At 74.2% G+C, this 18,270-nt stretch carries 12 protein-coding genes; 7 read left to right on the top strand and 5 right to left on the bottom strand.

Annotated features, from left to right (window positions below; translation table 11 throughout):
* Positions 1 to 288 precede the first annotated feature (288 nt).
* On the top strand, positions 289 to 915 hold the full coding sequence (locus IEY96_RS27820) for an NADPH-dependent F420 reductase (RefSeq protein WP_189197755.1): 627 nt from the start codon (positions 289 to 291) through the stop codon (positions 913 to 915).
* A gap of 73 nt (positions 916 to 988) precedes the next feature.
* Here IEY96_RS27820 and IEY96_RS27815 read toward each other — a convergent pair whose 3' ends face one another.
* Positions 989 to 2,806: a VanW family protein gene (locus IEY96_RS27815; protein ID WP_189197754.1), complete on the bottom strand. Its 1,818-nt coding sequence runs from the start codon at positions 2,804 to 2,806 to the stop codon at positions 989 to 991.
* A 192-nt stretch (positions 2,807 to 2,998) separates the two neighbouring features.
* Here IEY96_RS27815 and nudC point away from each other — a divergent pair, with 192 nt between their 5' ends.
* Positions 2,999 to 3,922 carry an NAD(+) diphosphatase gene (gene nudC / locus IEY96_RS27810; RefSeq protein ID WP_189197753.1) on the top strand — a complete coding sequence of 308 codons (924 nt, stop codon included), beginning with the start codon at positions 2,999 to 3,001 and terminating at the stop codon, positions 3,920 to 3,922.
* Positions 3,923 to 3,929: 7 nt separating this feature from the next.
* On the opposite strand, the gene IEY96_RS27805 is transcribed toward nudC, so the two are convergent.
* On the bottom strand, positions 3,930 to 5,108 hold the full coding sequence (locus IEY96_RS27805) for a polysaccharide biosynthesis protein (protein ID WP_229791941.1): 1,179 nt from the start codon (positions 5,106 to 5,108) through the stop codon (positions 3,930 to 3,932).
* Between the two features lie 80 nt (positions 5,109 to 5,188).
* Positions 5,189 to 9,481 (bottom strand): alpha-(1->3)-arabinofuranosyltransferase, encoded by a 4,293-nt coding sequence (locus IEY96_RS27800; RefSeq protein WP_189197752.1) that lies wholly within the window; start codon positions 9,479 to 9,481, stop codon positions 5,189 to 5,191.
* 185 nt (positions 9,482 to 9,666) lie between these two features.
* Here IEY96_RS27800 and IEY96_RS27795 point away from each other — a divergent pair, with 185 nt between their 5' ends.
* Genes IEY96_RS27795 through IEY96_RS27785 form a run of 3 tightly spaced genes read left to right on the top strand, consistent with a single transcriptional unit; the run spans position 9,667 to position 13,492 of the window.
* Complete coding sequence (locus tag IEY96_RS27795; protein ID WP_373293661.1) at positions 9,667 to 11,544, top strand: glycosyltransferase family protein; 1,878 nt, start codon at positions 9,667 to 9,669, stop codon at positions 11,542 to 11,544.
* A gap of 22 nt (positions 11,545 to 11,566) precedes the next feature.
* Complete coding sequence (locus IEY96_RS27790) at positions 11,567 to 13,261, top strand: MmpA family trehalose lipid delivery protein (protein WP_189197750.1); 1,695 nt, start codon at positions 11,567 to 11,569, stop codon at positions 13,259 to 13,261.
* Positions 13,262 to 13,297: 36 nt separating this feature from the next.
* Positions 13,298 to 13,492: a hypothetical protein gene (locus IEY96_RS27785; protein ID WP_148432037.1), complete on the top strand. Its 195-nt coding sequence runs from the start codon at positions 13,298 to 13,300 to the stop codon at positions 13,490 to 13,492.
* Here IEY96_RS27785 and IEY96_RS27780 read toward each other — a convergent pair.
* Together IEY96_RS27780 and IEY96_RS27775 are read right to left on the bottom strand one after the other, a co-directional pair.
* Positions 13,477 to 14,673: a glycosyltransferase family 4 protein gene (locus IEY96_RS27780; RefSeq protein ID WP_229791939.1), complete on the bottom strand. Its 1,197-nt coding sequence runs from the start codon at positions 14,671 to 14,673 to the stop codon at positions 13,477 to 13,479. The two genes, IEY96_RS27785 and IEY96_RS27780, sit on opposite strands and share 16 nt — an antisense overlap.
* A gap of 88 nt (positions 14,674 to 14,761) precedes the next feature.
* Positions 14,762 to 15,973, bottom strand: a complete 1,212-nt coding sequence (locus IEY96_RS27775) for an acyltransferase family protein (protein ID WP_189197748.1) — start codon at positions 15,971 to 15,973, stop codon at positions 14,762 to 14,764.
* Between the two features lie 112 nt (positions 15,974 to 16,085).
* On the opposite strand from IEY96_RS27775, the gene pgfA reads away from it, so the two are divergent.
* Together pgfA and IEY96_RS27765 are read left to right on the top strand one after the other, a co-directional pair.
* Complete coding sequence (pgfA, locus tag IEY96_RS27770; protein WP_189197747.1) at positions 16,086 to 17,246, top strand: cell envelope lipid trafficking protein PgfA; 1,161 nt, start codon at positions 16,086 to 16,088, stop codon at positions 17,244 to 17,246.
* Positions 17,247 to 17,675: 429 nt separating this feature from the next.
* Positions 17,676 to 18,230: a DUF6230 family protein gene (locus tag IEY96_RS27765; RefSeq protein WP_189197770.1), complete on the top strand. Its 555-nt coding sequence runs from the start codon at positions 17,676 to 17,678 to the stop codon at positions 18,228 to 18,230.
* The last annotated feature ends 40 nt before the right edge of the window (positions 18,231 to 18,270 follow it).

The raw sequence follows: 18,270 nt of genomic DNA, 5'->3' as shown, positions 1-18,270 counted from the left end.
GCACTCGGGAGGGTGTGGGAGAGTAGGACACCGCCGGACAATCTTCCAGTCAGGGCCACCCTTCGGGGTGGCCCTGACTGCGTTTGTGACCCGCTTCGGTGAATCCCCCCGGGCACCCTGCCGCGTCTCGTACCGTCGGTGCGGGACCGCCCGCGCCTGCCCCGTCAGGCCGGCGGAAAACGTGACGTGCTGTACGCGTCCTCCCACGATCGGAGCGGACCGGTCGGGGTACCTGCTGATGGTTCGGCCGGAACTGACCGCCAGGCGCTGGCGGAGGCAGGAGAGGTCATGAAGATCGGAATCATCGGGTCGGGGCACATCGGCGGCACCCTCACCCGTCGACTGCGCACGCTGGGCCACGACGTCACGGTGGCCAACTCGCGGGGGCCGCAGAGCCTGACCGACCTGACCACGGAGACCGGCGCGACGGCCGGCACCCTGGAGGAGGCCGTCCAGGACGCGGAACTGGTCGTCATCGCCATCCCGGTCAAGGCGGTGCCGGACCTGCCGGCGGCGCTGTTCGACGGCAAGCTGGTCGTCGACGCGGACAACTACTACCCCCAGCGGGACGGCGACATCCCCGAGCTGCTCGACCGCAGCCTCAGCTCCAGCCGCTGGACGGCGGACCACCTCAAGGGCGCCCGCGTCGTGAAGGTCTTCAACAACATCCAGGCCGCGCACCTCATGGACGCCGGCAAGCCGGCCGGCACGGCGGGCCGGATCGCGCTCCCGGTGGCCGGGGACGACGCCGACGCGAAGCGGGTCGTCATGGAGCTGGTGGACGAGCTGGGCTTCGACCCGGTGGACGCCGGCACGCTCGACGAGAGCTGGCGGCAGCAGCCGGACACCCCCGTCTACGGCACCGACCGGGACGCGGACGGCGTACGGCAGGGGCTGGCCGAGGCGCGGCCCTGAGGGCGTACGACAGGGAAAAGCCCCGCCGGCGACGTGGCCGGCGGGGCTTTCCCGTGCGTGCGCGCGACGGGCGTCAGGCGGGCGGCTTGGCGCAGATGAAGCGCGGCTCGGGGTCGTAGCGCCAGCTGAACTTCTCCCGCTTCACCACCTTGCCGTCCTTCTTGATGACCCGGTAGGCGTCCTGGGCGAAGCCGACGCTGCCCGCCGCGGCGATGCAGTCCGGGCCGGGATCGAGGTAGACCGTCTTCGGCTGGGTGATGTCCCGGCGCGGGCCGTACTCGGTCTTGACGCTGTCGTAGATCTTGGTGCTCCACATCGACACGGTGATCGTGCTGGCCGTGTAGGACGTGTCGATCAGGACGCCGTACGGGGTGTTGTTGCGGAACTTGAAGTCCAGCTGCGGCCAGTAGATGGTCGACTCGATGACCGCGGGATAGCGGCTGAAGTAGAACGAGTGCGGCTTGTGCTCGACGTCCTCCAGCCCGGCGTAGTAGCTGGCGTTGAAGAGCGTGGTGGTGAACTGCGAGACGCCACCGCCCACGCCCGGCACCAGCTTGCCGTTCACGATGGTCGGCGCGTCCTTGTATCCCTGGTCGTAGCCGCGCTCACCGGTGTGGCCGTTGAGCGAGAAGGTCTCCCCCGGCCGCACGATGGTGCCGTCCACGTCCTTCGCGGCCTGGACGATGTTCTGGCTGCGCGGCGAGGAGAGGCCGCCGGGGAACCGGGTGGTGAAGGTGGAGACCCGCTCCTTGATGCCCAGCTCGGCGAGCTTGGCCTCGGTCAGCTCGGGCTCGGCCGGCTTCAGCTCGGCGGTCACCGTGCGGCCGTCCGCCTTCGGCAGGACGGCGAGCAGGTCCCGGCCGAGCGCCGTCGCGTCGACCTGCCGGCCGGCCCGGCTCGGCACCACCTTCGGCTTGCCGCCGCTGATGGTCAGCCCGGCGTCCTTCGGCGCGACCTCGAGCTTCGCGAGCTGGTCGCCGAGCGCGGTCCGCAGCCGCTTGACGTCGATCCTCGGGGTGAGCTTGCCCGCGTCGTCGGCCGAGAAGCGCAATCCCCGGGCGATGGCGGCGGGCGGGATGGTGACCGAGCCGCCGTCGGTGGTGAGCGTGACGGGCGCCGCGACGGCCGGCCGGGCCAGCTCGGCGACGAGCCGGTCGACCTCCTCGCGCGTGCTGGCCGGCCACTTCTCGACCAGCGGCACGGCCACCGGCGCGCCGGCCAGCCAGCCGGACTTCACCGCGTGGGCCGCGCCGGTGGCGTCGACGGTCAGCGCCGGCTTCGGGTAGACCGGCTTGGGGGTGGTGCCGGTGTAGATGATGGCCGGCATGGTCATCTCGCGGCCCTGGTCGCCCATGGCCCTGCGCAGCGCCGCCTCCAGCTTGGCGGTGTCGACGGTCACCACCGGCTCGACCGTGCGGGAGCCGACGAGGCGGCTCACGGGGTGCGCCTCGGCGGCGGCCGCGGCCGCCACGGTGGCGTCCACGTCGACGGCGAGCCCGATGTCGGCCGGCGTCAGCTCGGCGCTCTTCTGCCCCACGGTGACCGTGATCGGGGCGTTCAGCGCCGCCGCCCGGCGCTCCAGCTCGGTCTGGAGCGCTTGGGCCGCATCGGCCCGGCTCCGCCCGCCCAGCTCGGCGCCGAGGACCGTGGTGCCCCGGGGCACGTCGCCGGCGTACGCGTAGGTGCCGAGACCGGTGCCGGCGGCCAGCACCGCGGCGACGATCCCGCCGGCGAGCAGCAGGCGCCCGCGCCGGGACCGCCCCGGCTTCCCGGGCCCGCCCGCGTTGGGGGCGGCGACCGGTTCCGGCTCGATGTCCGGCCAGCTCACCGCTTTCACCTTCACGGTGGGCCGGTCGTCGGCGGAAGGCACTTTTTCGCCGTAGAGCGTCACAGCAACCTCGATCGGAAGTACCACGCGGGGACCGCTTCCCCCGCGGGAGACACCTACGGTAACCAACGCTTGAGCGAGTCGGGAGTCTCCGTCCCGGCGGCCGGCCGGGCCGCGCGTCCGCCGTCCCCCGGTGTCGCCGTCATCACGCCCGCCGGGCTCCCATGCCGGTCCGGATCGTGGGACGGTGGCCGGGTGCGGACGGACGAGCGGACCCTGGCGTACGGCGGCGGCTGGCTGGACCGGGCTGCGGCGCTACGCGCCGACCCGGCGTGGATCGCCGCGCGGCTGAGCGATCCGGAGAGCGTGCTTCTGCCGCTGTGGCGGGACCGCTGCCTGGTCTCGGCCGACCGGGCGCCGGTGCGCCGCTCCGCGGCCGAGGCGGTCGGGCTGCGCTCCGCCGCCGACGAGACGGTGTTCCTCGGCCTGGACGCCGGCCGGGCGGTGTTCGCCGTGGACCTCTCCGGCCGGGGCGACGCCGAGGCGTGCGAGCTGGCCGGCGCGGCCGAGGCCGTGGACGTCCGGGCCCTCGTGGGCGGGCTGGGGGCGGCCGAGGCGGCCGTCCAGGCGTACGCCAAGGGGTTGCTGCACTGGCACCGCGGCCAGCGCTTCTGTGGCGGGTGCGGGGCGGCGACGGCGGCCGGCGACGGCGGCCACACCCGGTCCTGCACCGGCCCCGACTGCGGGCGGCTGCTCTTCCCCCGGATCGAGCCGGCGGTCATCGTGCTGGTCGAGGCACCCGGCGACGCGGAGTGGTGCCTGCTGGCCCGGCACCGGGGCGCGGCCGAGGACTCCTGGTCGACCCTCGCGGGCTTCGTGGAGATCGGCGAGAGCCTGGAGGACGCGGTGCGCCGCGAGCTGGCCGAGGAGGCCGGGGTGACCGTGGTCGACGTGGCGTACCAGGGATCGCAGGCGTGGCCCTTCCCGGCCGGGCTGATGGTCGGCTTCCGCGCGACGGCGGCGTCGACCGAGGTGCGGGTGGACGGCGAGGAGTTGGTGGAGGCGCGCTGGTTCAGCCGGGCCGAGCTGCGGGAGCGGGTGGCGGCGGGGCGACCGCTGGGCCGGATCGACTCGATCGACCACCACCTGCTGCACAGCTGGCTGGCCGCCGGCGACTGACCGACGGTCAGGCCGGTGCGGCCGGCGTCGCCGGGACGCGCCGCCGGCGGGTGGTGACGGCCATCGCCACCAGCGCGGCCACGGCGGTGCCCAGCGCGCTCCACAGCAGGCCCGTGAAGGTGTGCGGCGCTACCGCCCCGGCCACCACCACCAGCCCGACGGCGGCCGTCCAGAGCGGGGCGGCCGGCCAGCGGGCCCCGGCCGCGACCTGGGCGTTGAGCAGGACGAAGACCACCGCGTACAGGGCGCCGATCGCGGCGAAGGCGGGGGCGTGCGCGCCGAGGCGTACGTAGTCCTCGCCACCGGCGAGGCGGAAGGCCAGCCCTCCGCCGAGCGCCGAGGCCAGCACCAGCACGAGCCCACACGCCCCGGTCAGGGCGAGCGCGACGGTCCGGCTGCGCCGGTCGCCCCGGGCCAGGCGGGGCAGGGCCAGCACGGTGACGACCTGCGGCGCCCACAGCGCGCCCTTGGCCAGCACGGTGCCCACCGCGTACGCCCCGGACTCGGCCGGCGGCAGCAGTTGCCGGGCCAGCAGGAGGTCGGCGTAGGAGACCACGAGCATCGCCAGCGTCGCCCCGCAGCCGGTGACGACCTGGGCGGCGGTGAGCGCCGGCGCAGGTGCCGCCGGGGCGGCCGCGGTCGGCTCCGGGGCGGGCGCGGGCGGGGCGGCGGCCAGGCGCGCCAACGCCAGCGGGGTGAGGGCGGCGAGGAGCGCGCCGGCGAGCAGCGACCCGGTGAGGCCGGCGCCGAGCAGCAGGCCGAGGATCACACCGCCGTAGCGTCCGGCGGCCAGTAGGGCCATGCCGAGGGCGAGGCGCAGGAACCGCTGGGCCCCCTGCAACTCGCCGAGCCAGCGGGAGGAGAGCACCACGGCGACCGTGGTGACCGCCAGCATGGCCGGGACCTCGGCGGGGATGCGCAGCACCGTGGCGAGCAGCGGGGTCGCGACGACCAGGACGCCGCCGGAGAGCGCGGCGGTCGTCAGGGTCGCCCGACGCGCCGTCGTGCGGCCGTGCCGGGCGTGGTGCACCGCCACGGCCAACTGCAGGCCGAGGCCGGGGACGCTGGCGATGGCGACCAGCCCGAGCGCGGTCGCGAGCACCCCGAGCCCTGCCGCGTCGAGCCGCCGGGCGGCCAGCACCGGCACCAGGTAGGCCAGCGCGTTGCCCGCCGTCCCGGCGACCATGACGGCGGCTCCGGCCGTGCCGAGCCGTCCCGCGCCGGCTCTCGTCGCCCCGGTGGGTGTCACCCCTGCCCCGCCTCGGCTCACGTGATCGAGGAGAGGTCGGTGCCGCGCCACGAGGTGGCCTGGCCGTCCGTTCCCGGGGCGGGGTCGGCCGGCGGTGGGTCGGCTGCCGGCGGGGCGGCGGGGCGTACCGGTCGCCGCCGGACGGTGGTGGTCAGCCAGAGGCAGCCCAGGGCGAGCAGCGCCGCGAGCTGCGGGCCGGCGGCCGTGTGCCGCTGCGCGACGGTGAGGTGCAGCCAGCCGGCCAGCAGCAGCAGGGCGGCCGGCAGCCAGGACCAGGCGAGCCGGACGGCCAGCCGGGCGCGACGGGGGTCGCGGGGCCAGGGGAGCCGGAGTGGCCCCCACGCGGCCAGCACCAGGCCGACCGCGACCAGGAGGACGCCGAGGAGCCCGCCCGACAGGATCACCGCCGCCGCACCCGTCACCAGCAGCGGCAGCGAACCCGGTCCCCGCCGCCGGGCGGGCCGGCCGACGGCCGACGGGGTGGTACGGCGCTCGGGCAGCACGGCGAGGACGACCACCCCGACGAGCAGCACACCGCCCAGGAACAGCCCGGAGCGGTACGCCGTGTCGGGAACGAATCGCAGCACCACCTCGCCGGACGTCCCGGCGGGCAGCACCCAGCCCTGCTGCCAGCCGTCCACGACCAGCGGCGTCAGCACCTTGCCGCCGATCGTGGCCCGCCACCCGGCGTTCGTGTTCTCCCGTACGGCGAGGACGCGGTCGACGGGGTGGTCGGCGACGCGTACCCGGCGCTCGGTGGCCGACCAGTCCGCCACCTCGACCGACGAGGCCTGCGGAACGGCGCGGGACTGCGTCGGGCCCGGTACGAGTGCCACGCGGGTCGCGCGGGCCAGCTCGCCGGGGCTGGCGAGGAGCCGGGACTGGCCGCTGGCCAGCACCAGTCCACCGGTGCCGACCGGGCCGCACGGTACGGCCGGCACCTCCCGCGCCTCCAGCAGGTCCCGGAGCGTGGCGGTCAGGCTGGTGCGGACCTGCGCGCCGGCGATCTCCAGCGTGGGGCCGGAGCCGCAGCCGAGCTTCACCGGGGCGTCCAGGTCGGGCGTCCGGGCGGGACCGGCCGGCAGCACGCTCACCTCGCCGACGGCGATCGGCAGCGGCTCCGGCGCCTTCTCGCCGTACGGGTCCTGGCTGTAGGAGGACGGCTTGTCGAGGAACTGGATGGTGATCTCGTCGGTGCGCATCGGCGGTTGCAGGGTGAGCTGGCCGTTCTTGTTCAACAGCCCGCCGCGTACGCCGTCGTCACCCACGACCCGCACGCTGCCGACCTTGGAGGCGGCGACCTCGGGGTCGAGGGAGAAGCGCAGCCCGCTGATGACCTGAGTGCGGGGCCACGCCAGGTGCAGGATCGGGTTCTCGTCACTCGGCGCGGGCGACCAGGCGGTCGCCGGATCCCCGTCGACGACCACCCCCGGCCGGGCCGCCGGGTCCGGCACCGCCGTCGACGAGGCGGTCACCGCCGGGGCGAGGCGCAGCGGCTGGGCGGCTGCCACCTGCCGGTCCAGGACCGCGTTCAGGGCGCCGCCGGGTTCCGGACGGGCCCAGACCCGGGCCGCGTACGTCCCGGACGTGGGCAGGGAGAACGTCCGGTCGATCGACCGGCCGTCCTCCGAGCCGCGAGCGACGTCCGCGGAGCACCGGGGCCGGCCGTCGACGAAGTAGCAGGCCGGCGTGGTCGGGGCGGCGGAGACGACGACGGCCGCCGGCCGGTCGGTCGCCGGTGGGGCGGGCATCGCGAGGGTACGCCCGGTGCGCAGGCCGGGAATCTCGATCTCGGAGATACCGACGGTGCCGGAGCCGGGCCGTTGCCCGATGGTCGCCTCGATCGCGATCCGCAGGTCCCGGGTGGCGTGCACCCCCGGCAGGTCGAACGTCATGCTGTCGCCGAACGACTCGACCGCCAGGCTCTCGTACCCGGCGGTGACCACCACCTTCGTGGGCACCGTGTCGGCGCCGAGGTCGAACCGCACCCGTACCTGCCTGATCCGGGTGGACGCGGCGAGGGTGACCTCCAGCCACTGCGCCGACCCCGCGGTGTCCGGCGCCGACTGCCACGACGTGCCCGGATCGCCGTCCAGTGAGGCGTACGGCTGGTGTTCGGGGCGGGCTCCGCCGCGTACCCCCACCTGCGCTCGGGAGCTGGACGCCCGGATGGCCGTGATGCCGTCGTACCGGGCCACGGTGGACTGGTCCGCGCCCCAGTCGGGCAGGTAGTCGTGCGCCGGGGCGGGCACGTCGAAGGAGTCGGACGCGGTGAGCGTCGCCGAGGTGTCCCGCAGCCGGCCGAAGGAGACGTCCCGCCGGCGCAGCCCGTCGGTCAGCGTGACCGGTCCGGAGGCGTCCCCCGCGTCGCCGGCCAGCACCGTCGGCGCCGCGGTGAGCTGCCCGGCCGCGGCCATCTCCAGCAGCGACTCGGGACCGCCGACGACGGTTGTCACGTCGTTCCTGTCGTAGGCGACGACCGGCTCGACCGGGCGGTCGACCCGGAACACCTCCAGCGCCCGCGTCGGCACGTCGAGGCCGTGGTCCCGGAACACTCCGTCCGTGGCCCCGCCGCCCCGCTCGGGGCCGAAGCCGGCGACCAGCGTGAGCCCGGGCGTCCGCTCCAGCGCCTGGCGGACGACCGCCGGTCGGGCCGTGTTGGAGCGGCCGTGGTCGAGGTCGGCGCGGAACAGGACGTGGCTGACCCCGGACCGGGCGAGCAGGTCGGCCAGGCCGGCCGAGCCGTCGCCGTTGGCCAGCGCCGCCTCGACCGCGTCGAGGAGCCGGATGGTCGTGGGCGGGGTGAAGGGGATGGCGTTCCGGACCGCCCAACGCCCGTCGAGCAGGGGCTGGGCGATCTCGTCGGTGGTGCTGCCCCAGTCGTACGAGGGGAAGCGGGCGCCGGGCACCACGAGCACCCGGCCCCGTCCGGTGTGCGTGTCCAGCCAGTCGGCCGCCTCGGACCAGTAGCGCGGCACCTTCGTCACCCCGCCGGGCGTGGCGAGCCCGCCGGCCACCGCCGGACCGGCGACGCCGACGACGGCGGTGGCGGCGACACCGGCGGCCAGCCAGGCGAGCGCGGTGGCCCGCCGGCGCCGCCGCGCCGGTACGGTCCGGGCCACCCGGATGAGGAGGCCGACCAGGTGGGCCATGCCGAGGGCGAGCGGGAGCCGCAGCAGGACGTCGAACTTGTGGACGTTGCGCAGCGGCGCCCCGGCGCCGTCGAGGAACTCCCGCTCGGGGCCGGCCAGGGCGTTGGGCAGGTCGCTGACGTGCCCGAGCCCGACGAGCGCGACGCCGAGGAGGAGGCCGGTGACGAGGAACCGCCGGTGCGGCATGCCCGGCCGGGACAGCCCGACGACGCCGAGCAGCGCGACCGCCAGGGTGGCCACGACGAGCACCCGCTCGGTGGCCAGCTGCGCCCCGGCGGGCAGGGTCGGACCGAACGGCCCGCTCAGGTAGGCGACCCAGTAGGAGGCGCCGCGGAGCACGGTCACCGTGTCGGTGACGCTGGTGGTGAACCGGGCGGACTCGATGTAGTCGAGGAACGGCGGGCTGTACCGGCCGAGCACCAGCAGCGGCACCAGCCACCAGGCGGTGGCCAGGGCGACCGCGCCGGACCAGGCGGCGAGCGCCGTGATGCGGCGGCGTACCGGCCGGAGGGTGGCGAGCCAGAGCAGCGCCAGCGGGACGACCGCGAAGACCGCGGTCGCGTTGACCCCGCCGGCGCAGGCGACCGCGAGGGCCGAGCCGGCGACCGCGCGCCGGACGGGACGGCCGTGGGCGAGCCCGACCAGGGGGATCAGCACCCACGGTGCGATCGCGCTGGGCCAGGACTCGACCGAGGACCAGCCGAGCTGGGTGAGGATTCGCGGTGACAGCGCGAAGGACACCGCGGCGATCATCCGGGCGGCCGGGGTGCCGATGCCGAGGCGCCCGGCGAGCCGGACGGCCCCCAGGTAGGCGACGCAGAACAGCAGCGCCCACCAGAGGCGCTGCACCACCCAGGCCGGCAGGCCGATTTCCGATCCGAGCAGGAAGAACGGCCCCATCGGCCAGAGATATCCGTACGCCTGGTTCTGCAGCTGGCCGAAGGTGCCGGTGGGGTCCCACAGGTGCAGGGAGCGGAGCAGCCAGCCGGCGGGGTTGACGTTGAGGTCGATCTTGGTGTCCGGGACGGTCAGCCCCGGTTCCTGTTGGAACGCGAGCGCGGAGAGGACGATGCACACTGCGACGTGGCGGAAGCGGCGAGTGACATGACGGGTGCGACGACCCACCGGTCCGCTGTCGCGTGTCGCCTCTGCGCGCATGTGGCTCCCTGTCTCCGGCACCCCCGACCGACCCGGCGGACGCGGGGCGCAATCGCGAGAGGTTAACCGGGCCCCGTGGGAACCGGGCCCCTGGGTACCGGGACCTGGGGCGCGATGCCGTCGGTGATCGGGCGAACGGCGGTGCCCACGGCGTGTAAGCGTGTGGCAGGCTGCCCACCATGTCAATGCCGGAAGTTGAGGCGGTGACGCGTCCGCACGAGCCGGGCGCGGAAGGGGACGGGCCCGGGCCGGTGGCGCGGTGGCTGCGGGCCGACCGCGTACGGGCCGTCGCGGTCGTCCTGATCGTGGTGGCCGTCGCCTGGCGCGCCGGCATCGCCACCCGTGGCTGGTTCTCCCAGGACGAGTTCGTCATCGCCGCCCAGGCCAGCAGCGCGGACCTCACCGTCGACCACCTGCTGCGCACCTTCAACAACCACCTCATGCCGGGTGGTCTGCTGGTCGCCTGGCTGATGGTCCGGGCCGCCGGCTTCGCCACCTGGCCGTGGGTGCTGCTGCTTGCGGCGGGTCAGGCGGCTCTGGGTGTGGCCTTCTACCGGCTGCTGCGGGACCTGCTCCGGCCCGGGTGGGGGCTGCTGATCCCCCTCTGCATGCTGCTGTTCAGTCCGTTGACCCTGGAGACGACCTCGCTCTGGCTCGTCGGGCTGTTGATGCTGCCGGTGCTGCTGGCGATGGTGCTCGCCATGGCGGCGCAGGTCCGGTACGCCCGCACCGGCCGGCCGCGTCACCTCGTGGCGGTCGTCCTGTGGGTCGCCTTCGGCCTGGCCTTCGACTCCAAGGCGCTGCTGATCGTGCCGCTCCTGTTCGCCCTGACCGCCTGCCTCTTCACCGTCGGCGGCCCGACCCGGACCCTGGTGACCACCACCCGCCGGTACTGGCCGGCCTGGCTGGTGCTGGCCGCCCTGTCGGCCGCCTACCTCGTGTTCTACCTGGGCCGGCCGGCGGGCGCGCTGAACCGGCCGCAGTCCACGGGCGAGGTGCTGACCTTCCTCGGTGACCTGGTCGGTGTCACCCTGGTCCCCGGCCTGCTCGGTGGCCCGTGGCGGTGGACGTACGCCGGTGACGGCCCGCCGCTGGCCGACCCGTACGACGTACCCATGTGGCTGTCCTGGGCGGCGTTGCTCACCCTGGTGGTGGTGACGGTCCGGTGGCGGCCGTCGGCGCTGCGCGCCTGGACGCTGCTGCTGTCCTACGTCTCCATGGTCGCCCTGCTGTTCGCCGCCACCCGGCTCGGCGGCGTGCTCAGTCCGCTGGCCGGGCTGGTCCCCAGGTACGTCGCCGACGTCGTGGTGGTCGCCGCGCTCTGCGTCGGGGTCGCCCTGCTCGGGCGCTCGGACGCCGAAGAGGGCGACGTGTCCTCGTGGCCGTTGCCGACGGTGCTGCGCGAGCCGGGCGCCTTCGCCGTCGGCCTGGTCGCCATGATCATGGTCATCGCGACGGTCGGCGTCGGCACGCTGTGGAGCACCGCCCGGTTCGGCGACAACTGGCGCACCAAGTACGGGCGGGACTACCTCACCACGGCCCAGACCGACCTGGCCACCGCGTCGCCCGACACCGTCTTCCTGGACGACATCGTCCCGGACCGGGTGGTGGCCGGCTACTTCTGGCCGGACAACCTCCAGTCGCACTTCTTCCGCCCCGCCGAGTTGAAGCCCAGGTTCGTGACGGAGGCCGAGAACCCGTCGACGTTCGACGACACCGGCCGGATCCGGCCGGCGACGGTGCAGGGCCGGCGCATCCTCCCAGGCCCGGACGACACCTGCGGCCACCAGATCGGGGGCGCCGCGACGGCGCGCATCCCGCTGGAGGGGCCGGTGCCGGAATGGCCGTGGGTCGTCTACTTCGGCTACCTCAGCTCCGGTGACTCGACGGTGACCTTCCGGCTCGGCGAGGCCAGCCACCAGTTCACCGTGCGGCGGGGGCTCAACCAGATCTACTTCCCGCTGGAGGGGGGCGGCCCGGCCGTGGAGGTGACCGTCGCCGACCCGTCGGTGGTGATCTGCACCAAGGCGATCACCGTCGGTGATCTCGTGCCGGCCCGCTGACCCGCGGCTGCCGCCTCCCGCCATGTCCGTCCCGACCGGTCCGACCCGCCGCGAGCGTTGGCTGCTGTACGCGGTCGCGGCGGTCGTCGCCGCGGTGGTGCTCGCCCCGCTCGCGGCACCGGGTTACGCCCTGCTCTACGACATGGTGTTCGTGCCGCGGCAGCCGCTGACCTGGCAGCTCGTCGCGCCGGCGGACAGCCTGCCCCGCGCCGTCCCCATGGACGCCCTGGTCTCGCTGGTCACCCAGGTCGTACCGGGGTGGCTGGTGCAGCGGCTGGCGCTGGGCGGGGCGGTGGTGTTCGCCGCCGTCGGCGCCGGCTACCTGGTGCCGACCGAGCGGCGGGCCACCCGGGTGGTCGCCGCGGTGGGCTACGCCTGGACGCCGTACCTGGCGGAGCGACTGCTGATCGGCCAGTGGGGGCTGCTCCTGGCGTACGCCGCGCTGCCCTGGATCGTGCGGGCCGCGCTGCGGGTGCGCGCCGGTCAGCCCGGCGCGCTGCCCCGACTCGTGCTCGCCGCGGCACCCGCCGCGATCACCCCGACCGGCGGCCTGCTCGCGTTCGCGGCGGTGGCGCTGCTGGTGGCGGGGCGTGAGCGGCGGCGGTCGACGGCCCTGGCGATGGGGGCCCTGCTGGCGTTGAACGCGCCGTGGCTGGTGGCGGCCCTGGTGACCGGGGCCGGCGGCACGTCCGACCCGGCCGGCGTGCAGGCGTTCGCCGCCCGCGCCGAGAACTGGGCCGGGCCACTGGCGGCGCTCGCCGGCACCGGCGGCATCTGGAGCGCCCAGGCCACCCCGGGCAGCCGGGCGGGCGCCCTGGTCCCGCTGGCCACGCTTGTCCTGCTGCTCGTGGCTGCGGTCGGCGCCGGTCCGCTGCGCCGGCGGCTGCCGGCGGGTGTGGCGCTCCGGTTGGGCGTGCTCGCCGCCGGTGGCCTCCTGCTGGCCGCCCTCGGCGTGCTGCCCGGCACGGCCGACGCGTTGCGCTGGGCGGTGCTGCACGTGCCGGGCGCGGGCCTGCTCCGCGACGGTCAGAAGTTCCTCGCCGGGTACGCCCTGCCGCTCGTGCTCTGCGCGGCTCTCGGTGTGGAGCGGCTGGTGTCCCGGTGGGACCGGGACCTTGCCCTGCTGGTGCTGGCCGGGGCGGCGCTACTGCCGGTCGCCGTGATGCCGGACCTGGCCTTCGGCGGCGCGGGCCGGTTGCGGCCGGTCAGCTACCCCGCCGACTGGCGTCTCGTCGCGGCGGTCACCGCCGAGGAGCCCGGTGTGGTCCTGGCGCTGCCGCTCAGCGCCTACCGGGCCTATCCGTGGAACCCCGACCGGATGGTGCTGGACCCGCTGCCCCGCTACCTCTCCGCCGAGGTGCTCACCGACGACACCCTCCGGGTGGGTGACGTGACGGTGGCCGGAGAGAACCCCAGGATCCGCGAACTACGGCGGCTGCTCCGCGACGGCCGGCCGGTGGCCGGGACCGGGGTGCGCTGGGTGGTGGTCCAGCGGGGCTCGACGGAGGCGGTCGACCCGGCCTGGCTCGCCGGTCTGGAGAAGGTCCACGAAGGACCCGCGCTGACTCTCTACCGCGACCCGAACGCGCCGCCGGTGTGGCGCCGGAGCCCGCCCGGTCCAGGTCGGTGGGCGGCCGTGGGGGCCTTCACGGGCGCCCTCCTGGTGGTCGCGTTTGCTGCCCTTTCGGTGCTACGCCGCCGGCCTACTCCGTGGTAACGTCCCGCTCGCATATTTCGACAGGGGAGGATTGGCATGCGTAAAGCCCTCACGCTGCTGGTGTCGGGCCTGGTGGCAGCACTGCTCGGGGTCTTGGCACTCGGCGGGCTCGCCGCTGCCGCCACCGCCAGCGCCGCCGAGGCGCGGGACAGCGCCAAGAGCGCCCGCGAGGCGGCACAGAAGGCCGGCAAGCCGGACCCCTTCACCCCCGAGATCTACGGAACCAGGTAACAGGCTTCCGCCGGCAGCTCCCCGGCCCTGGCCACGGCACCCGTCGTGACCAGGGCCGCGAACCTTTCTCCGGCCGCCGGCCAGGTGAACGACGCGGCGTGCGCCCGGGCCGCCGCCCCCATCCCCTGCCGCATCTCGTCGTCGCACAGCAGGTCCCGCACCCTGGCGACGTAGTCGTCGACGTCCTCGGCGAGCAGTCCCGTGCGTCCGTCGACCACCGCCTCGGCGACGCCGCCGGCGTTCCGGAAGGCCACCGTCGGGGTGCCCGCGGCACCGGCCTCCACGATGGTCAGTCCCCAGCCCTCCTTCAGCGAGGGGGTCAGGGCCACCCAGGCCGCGGCGAGCAGGTCCGCCTTCTCCTCCTCCGTCACGTAGCCCCGGAACTCGACCCGGTCGGCGATGCCCAGCTCGTCGGCGAGCTGGCGCAGGTGTGACTCCCACCAGCCCTGGCCGGCGACGACCAGCCGCAGCTCGGGCAGCTCGCCGGAGAGGGCCGCGACGGTGCGCAGGGCCACTTCGATCCGCTTGTGCGGAACCAGCCGGCCGAGCGCCACGAGCAGCGGGTACGGTGCCCGACCGGCGTCGGTGGGGGGCAGCTGCGGGGTGCCGTTGTGCACCACCGCGACGCGTTCCGGGGCCACCCCGAGGGTGGCCAGCTCGGCCCGGGTGGCCTCGGAGACGGTGACGTACCGGCAGCGCCGGTAGACGCGGACGGAGAGCCAGGACTCCACCCACCAGCCGAACCGGGCCGCCCGCGGGCCCAGCACCACCGGCCACTGCTGGCGGTGCACGTGGTGGACGAGCATGAGCACCGGCCGGCGGGACCAGAGCGGGGCGAGGAACGGCAGGCCGTTGCAGACGTCGACCAGCACCTGCGGGCGGCGCCCGCACCGTCGTGCGGAGAGCGGGCCCACGCCGACGAGCCCGGCGAGGTACGAGAGCGCCGCCCAGGCGTAGACCGTGTGCCGGCCGCCGCGACGGACCAGCCGGACGCCCGCCTCGTTGGTCTCCTCGGCGGGAGCCGCCTCGTGTGCCGCGCAGAAGAGCGTGACCTGGTGCCCGTGCCGGACCAGCTCGGCGGCGACCCGCTCGATGTAGACCTCGGAGCCACCGCCCTCGGGGTTACGGGTGTCCCGCCAGTTCAGGAACAGCACATGCCTCGGAGTGCCGGCAGGGTGCACGCGATCCCTACTCTCAAGTAATTTAGCGACGCGCGTCACACTAGGGGTTGGTGGTCGGCCCGGGCAATGGCCGTTGGGTCATCGCTACTCAGCGTGCGGTGCCGACTGCCGGGACCGACCGGTCCTCCTGCGGTGCGGCCGGCCGGCGCGCGCGTCGTTGGCTGCCGAGCAGCTGGAGCGGCCGTTCGATGCCGTAGTAGCTGACGGCCGCGTAGGCGAGCCCGCCGGCCATGGTGAGCGCGAACGTGCTGACCAGACCGCCGGTGAAGAGCGGGCGCTGGGTCACCAGATAGATCAGTTCGAGCACCAGCGGGTGCCAGAGGAAGAGGCCGTACGACACGGCGCCGAGCCACCGGGCCGGTGCGGCGCCCAGCGCGACCTTGATCCGGCTGGGCGGTCCGAACGCGACCGGCACCAGGATCAGCACCGCGACCGCCAGGTAGAGGGTGAGCTTGACGGCGAATGCCGCGGGGGACGGCTCGGTGAGGTCCCGTGGCCCGGCCACCGGGGTGGTGGCGATCGCGAACAGCCCGACCGCCGCCGTCCAGCAGGCCACCGGCGCTGCCGCGAGGTCGTCGAGGATCCGGAAGGAGGCGGGAGCGGTGCCGGTGCGCAGCGCCACGTGCGCGGCCGCCAGCGCCATGCCCGCGCCGAACCACCCGCCGTACGCGGGCAGCCACGTCGTGTGCAGACCCATGTCGAGCCAACCGAGGGCCATCGCCACGAGCCAGCCCGCCGTGACGAGGAGGCCGCCGCAGGTGGCGAGCACGGTCCGTACGGGTCGCCAGGTCCGGCCGGTGGCCGGCACCGCGATCAGCGGCAGGATGAGGTAGAAGGCGACCTCGGTGGCCAGGCTCCAGGTCTGGCTGAGCCCGTTGCGCAGCAGCCCGGGCGCGTAGATCTGGGTGAAGGTCAGGTGGTGCAGCCAGTCGCCGACCGGGGCCGGCCGGTTCTGCGGCAGCACGATCAGGCAGGTCACCACCGTCAGCCAGTACGCCGGCAGGATGCGCAGCGCGCGCCGCCACAGGTAGCGGCCGGTGGCCGGTCGACGCCTGCCGGTCGCGACGCTGAGCGCCCAGGGCCGGAACAGCAGGAAACCCGAGAGCACGAAGAAGATCGCCACCCCGGCGTCCAGCCGCGCCAGCCAGCCTCCCCACTCGGCGTTGCCGGTCGCGCCCGTGTGGAAACCGACGTGATGCGCGACGACGGCGGTCGCGCCGAGGGCGCGGAGTGCGTCCAGGGCGGGCAGCCGGGCGCCAACCGTTGGCTCTGGTGCCGATGACACGGCGGCTGAGGACATCTGGACATCCAGGGGGTCGCGGCGGAGGTAACCGAGCGGTAACCTGCCGGCCATGGTAGGGATCGGACGGCCCGTACGACAGGCGTCGGGGCGGCAGGTTACAGGAGGATGAGTGAAGCTTCGTGTGGGCGCCGCGCTGTTTGGGCTCGGCGTCTTGTTGCTGGTCATCGCAATCGGGCTGCCGTTGTATCTGGCGCCCGCGGTGACCAAGCTTCCCTATGACCTCGACCGGACGACGTCGAAGGCGGAGGCGGTCAACGCCCGCGCCCTCAAGGTCACGGTCGTGGGGGACTCGGTCAGCATCGAGGTTCCGCAGGCAACGCTCGTGTCGACCGTCGAGGTGATCCCCCAGCCGGAGGCCACCGCCGACCGGTTGCCCAAGGAACTCGCCGGCAAGGCGGTTGTCTGGGACGTCTACCAGACCGTCAAGAACTCCGGCGGAGAGGTGTTCAGCCAGTACAGCACGGAGCTCGCCCTCGACCGTGCCAGCGGCGCCGCCGCAAACTGGGACGAACAGTGGCTGAACGAGACCGGCGCGGAGCAGACGCCGGTCGGCAACGTGACCTACGAGGGTCAGGTCTACAAGTTCCCCTTCGACACCAAGAAGAAGGAGTACCCGGTCTTCGACCGTGACCTGAAGCGGGCCACGCCGGCCAAGTTCACCGGCACCGAGGACGTCAAGGGCCTGGAGGCCTACCGGTTCGAGCAGCGGATCGAGAACGAGACGCTGAACACCCCGGAGAGCAACATCAAGACGCTGATCGGCCGGTTCGCGCCCCAGGCCACGACCGGGAAGGTGGTCTACAGCAACACCCGCACGCTGTGGGTGGACCCGGTCACCGGCGCCTACCTCAAGGTGCGCGAGCAGCAGCACAAGGAGTTCCGGCCGGACAACGGGCCGGTCACCGTGCTGCTCGACGCGGACTTCAACTACACCGAGGACACCATCGCCAAGAGCGTGGAGACCGCCAAGGACAACCGCCTGAAGATCGGCATGGTGCGGACGTACGTGCCGATCGGCGCCGGTGTTCTGGGCGTGCTCGCCCTGCTGGCGGGCATGCTGCTGGTGCTGCGCGGCAACGGCGGCGACGCCACCGCTCGGCACCGGCTCGCCGAGGCGCCCGCCGGTGGCCCGTCGGGTGACGACGCGCCCGTCGGTGGTCCCTTGAGCGACGAGATCCCGCCGGCGTCGACGAACTGGCGTACCGACGAGGAGTCGTCGACGGTGCCGGCCCAGCGTCCCGCGGTGGACGACGAGGCCGAGAAGCGCTGACGTAGGGCACGCGGGGGCGGGTCGACCGGTGGTCGACCCGCCCCCGTTGTCATGCCGTCACGCTCAGCGCCCGTTACTTAATCGTAATGCGTCGATGGTTTGACCGCGCAGGGTGACGAACGCCGGCGCTCATGCCCGATTCGCGGGCTTCTCCCCGCTGTCGGCCGGCCCGTTCCCGCACCGACGGTGAGCGCGAGGGCGACGCGGCGGCGGCGGAGTTACCTGTGAGTAGGATCGCCCCTTGTGACGCACGCCTCTGTCGGTGCACCATCAGACGCGCGTTCGTTACCCGCTGGTAACAGTCGCTGCGGCCCCGGCACGGGGCGCCGATTCGTCGACCAGCCACCCCGACGAGCGCCCGCCCCCACCGAGGAGGAATCTGTGCAGATCGACAACCCGGGACGTACCAGGTGGCGGCGCTTCGCCGCGATGATGGTGCCCGCGACCGCAGCCGCCGGCGCCATCCTGTTCGGCATGTCGACCGGAGCGATCGCGTCCGACATCACCGTGTCCGGCCAGACCTTCAAGATCAGCGCCGACCGGCTCGAGGGCGACGGCTTCAAGCAGTACGGCGGCATCGTCCGGGAGAAGGACGGCACCGTCCACCCGGTCGCCCTCGCCGAGATCACCAGCGCCGACCTCTACAAGCTCTGCCAGTCGGTCCGTGCCGACCTGCCGGGGCTGCCGGTGGTGCTCACCATCAACGCCGGTGACGGCAAGGACCCGGCCAAGGCCAAGGACCTGATGATCGCGATGGACAGCCTGGACGGCAACGCGACCTTCGGCAACATCAAGATCGGCCGGGACGCGTCCGACCTGAACCCGACGGCGCGCACCGGCTCGTTCGGGCAGAACGCCGAAACGGTCACCATCACCAACCTCGAACAGGTCTCCCGCTACACCACCGCCTCCACCTTCAACCTGGTGGGCCTGCGACTCAAGGTCAACGTCGGGGACGCGGCCAAGAACAAGGAATGTTTCTGAGCCGAAACCGCAGGCCTGCGGCGGGCGACTGCCGCAGGCC

It is taken from the genome of Micromonospora fulviviridis (genome assembly GCF_014648395.1).
Classification (GTDB): Bacteria; Actinomycetota; Actinomycetes; order Mycobacteriales; family Micromonosporaceae; genus Micromonospora; species Micromonospora fulviviridis.
Note: the sequence above shows the minus strand (reverse complement) of the source record. Positions and strands in the feature narration are given on the sequence as shown.

What these genes read in the sequence shown, in the direction of transcription:
- IEY96_RS27820 (WP_189197755.1), top strand. Translation starts at nt 289, where the DNA reads ATGAAGATCGGAATCATCGGGTCGGGGCACATCGGCGGCACCCTCACC.
- IEY96_RS27805 (WP_229791941.1), bottom strand. Translation starts at nt 5,108, where the DNA reads ATGGTCGCCGGGACGGCGGGCAACGCGCTGGCCTACCTGGTGCCGGTG.
- IEY96_RS27800 (WP_189197752.1), bottom strand. Translation starts at nt 9,481, where the DNA reads ATGCGCGCAGAGGCGACACGCGACAGCGGACCGGTGGGTCGTCGCACC.
- IEY96_RS27795 (WP_373293661.1), top strand. Translation starts at nt 9,667, where the DNA reads ATGCCGGAAGTTGAGGCGGTGACGCGTCCGCACGAGCCGGGCGCGGAA.
- IEY96_RS27790 (WP_189197750.1), top strand. Translation starts at nt 11,567, where the DNA reads ATGTCCGTCCCGACCGGTCCGACCCGCCGCGAGCGTTGGCTGCTGTAC.
- IEY96_RS27785 (WP_148432037.1), top strand. Translation starts at nt 13,298, where the DNA reads ATGCGTAAAGCCCTCACGCTGCTGGTGTCGGGCCTGGTGGCAGCACTG.
- IEY96_RS27775 (WP_189197748.1), bottom strand. Translation starts at nt 15,973, where the DNA reads ATGTCCTCAGCCGCCGTGTCATCGGCACCAGAGCCAACGGTTGGCGCC.
- IEY96_RS27765 (WP_189197770.1), top strand. Translation starts at nt 17,676, where the DNA reads ATGATGGTGCCCGCGACCGCAGCCGCCGGCGCCATCCTGTTCGGCATG.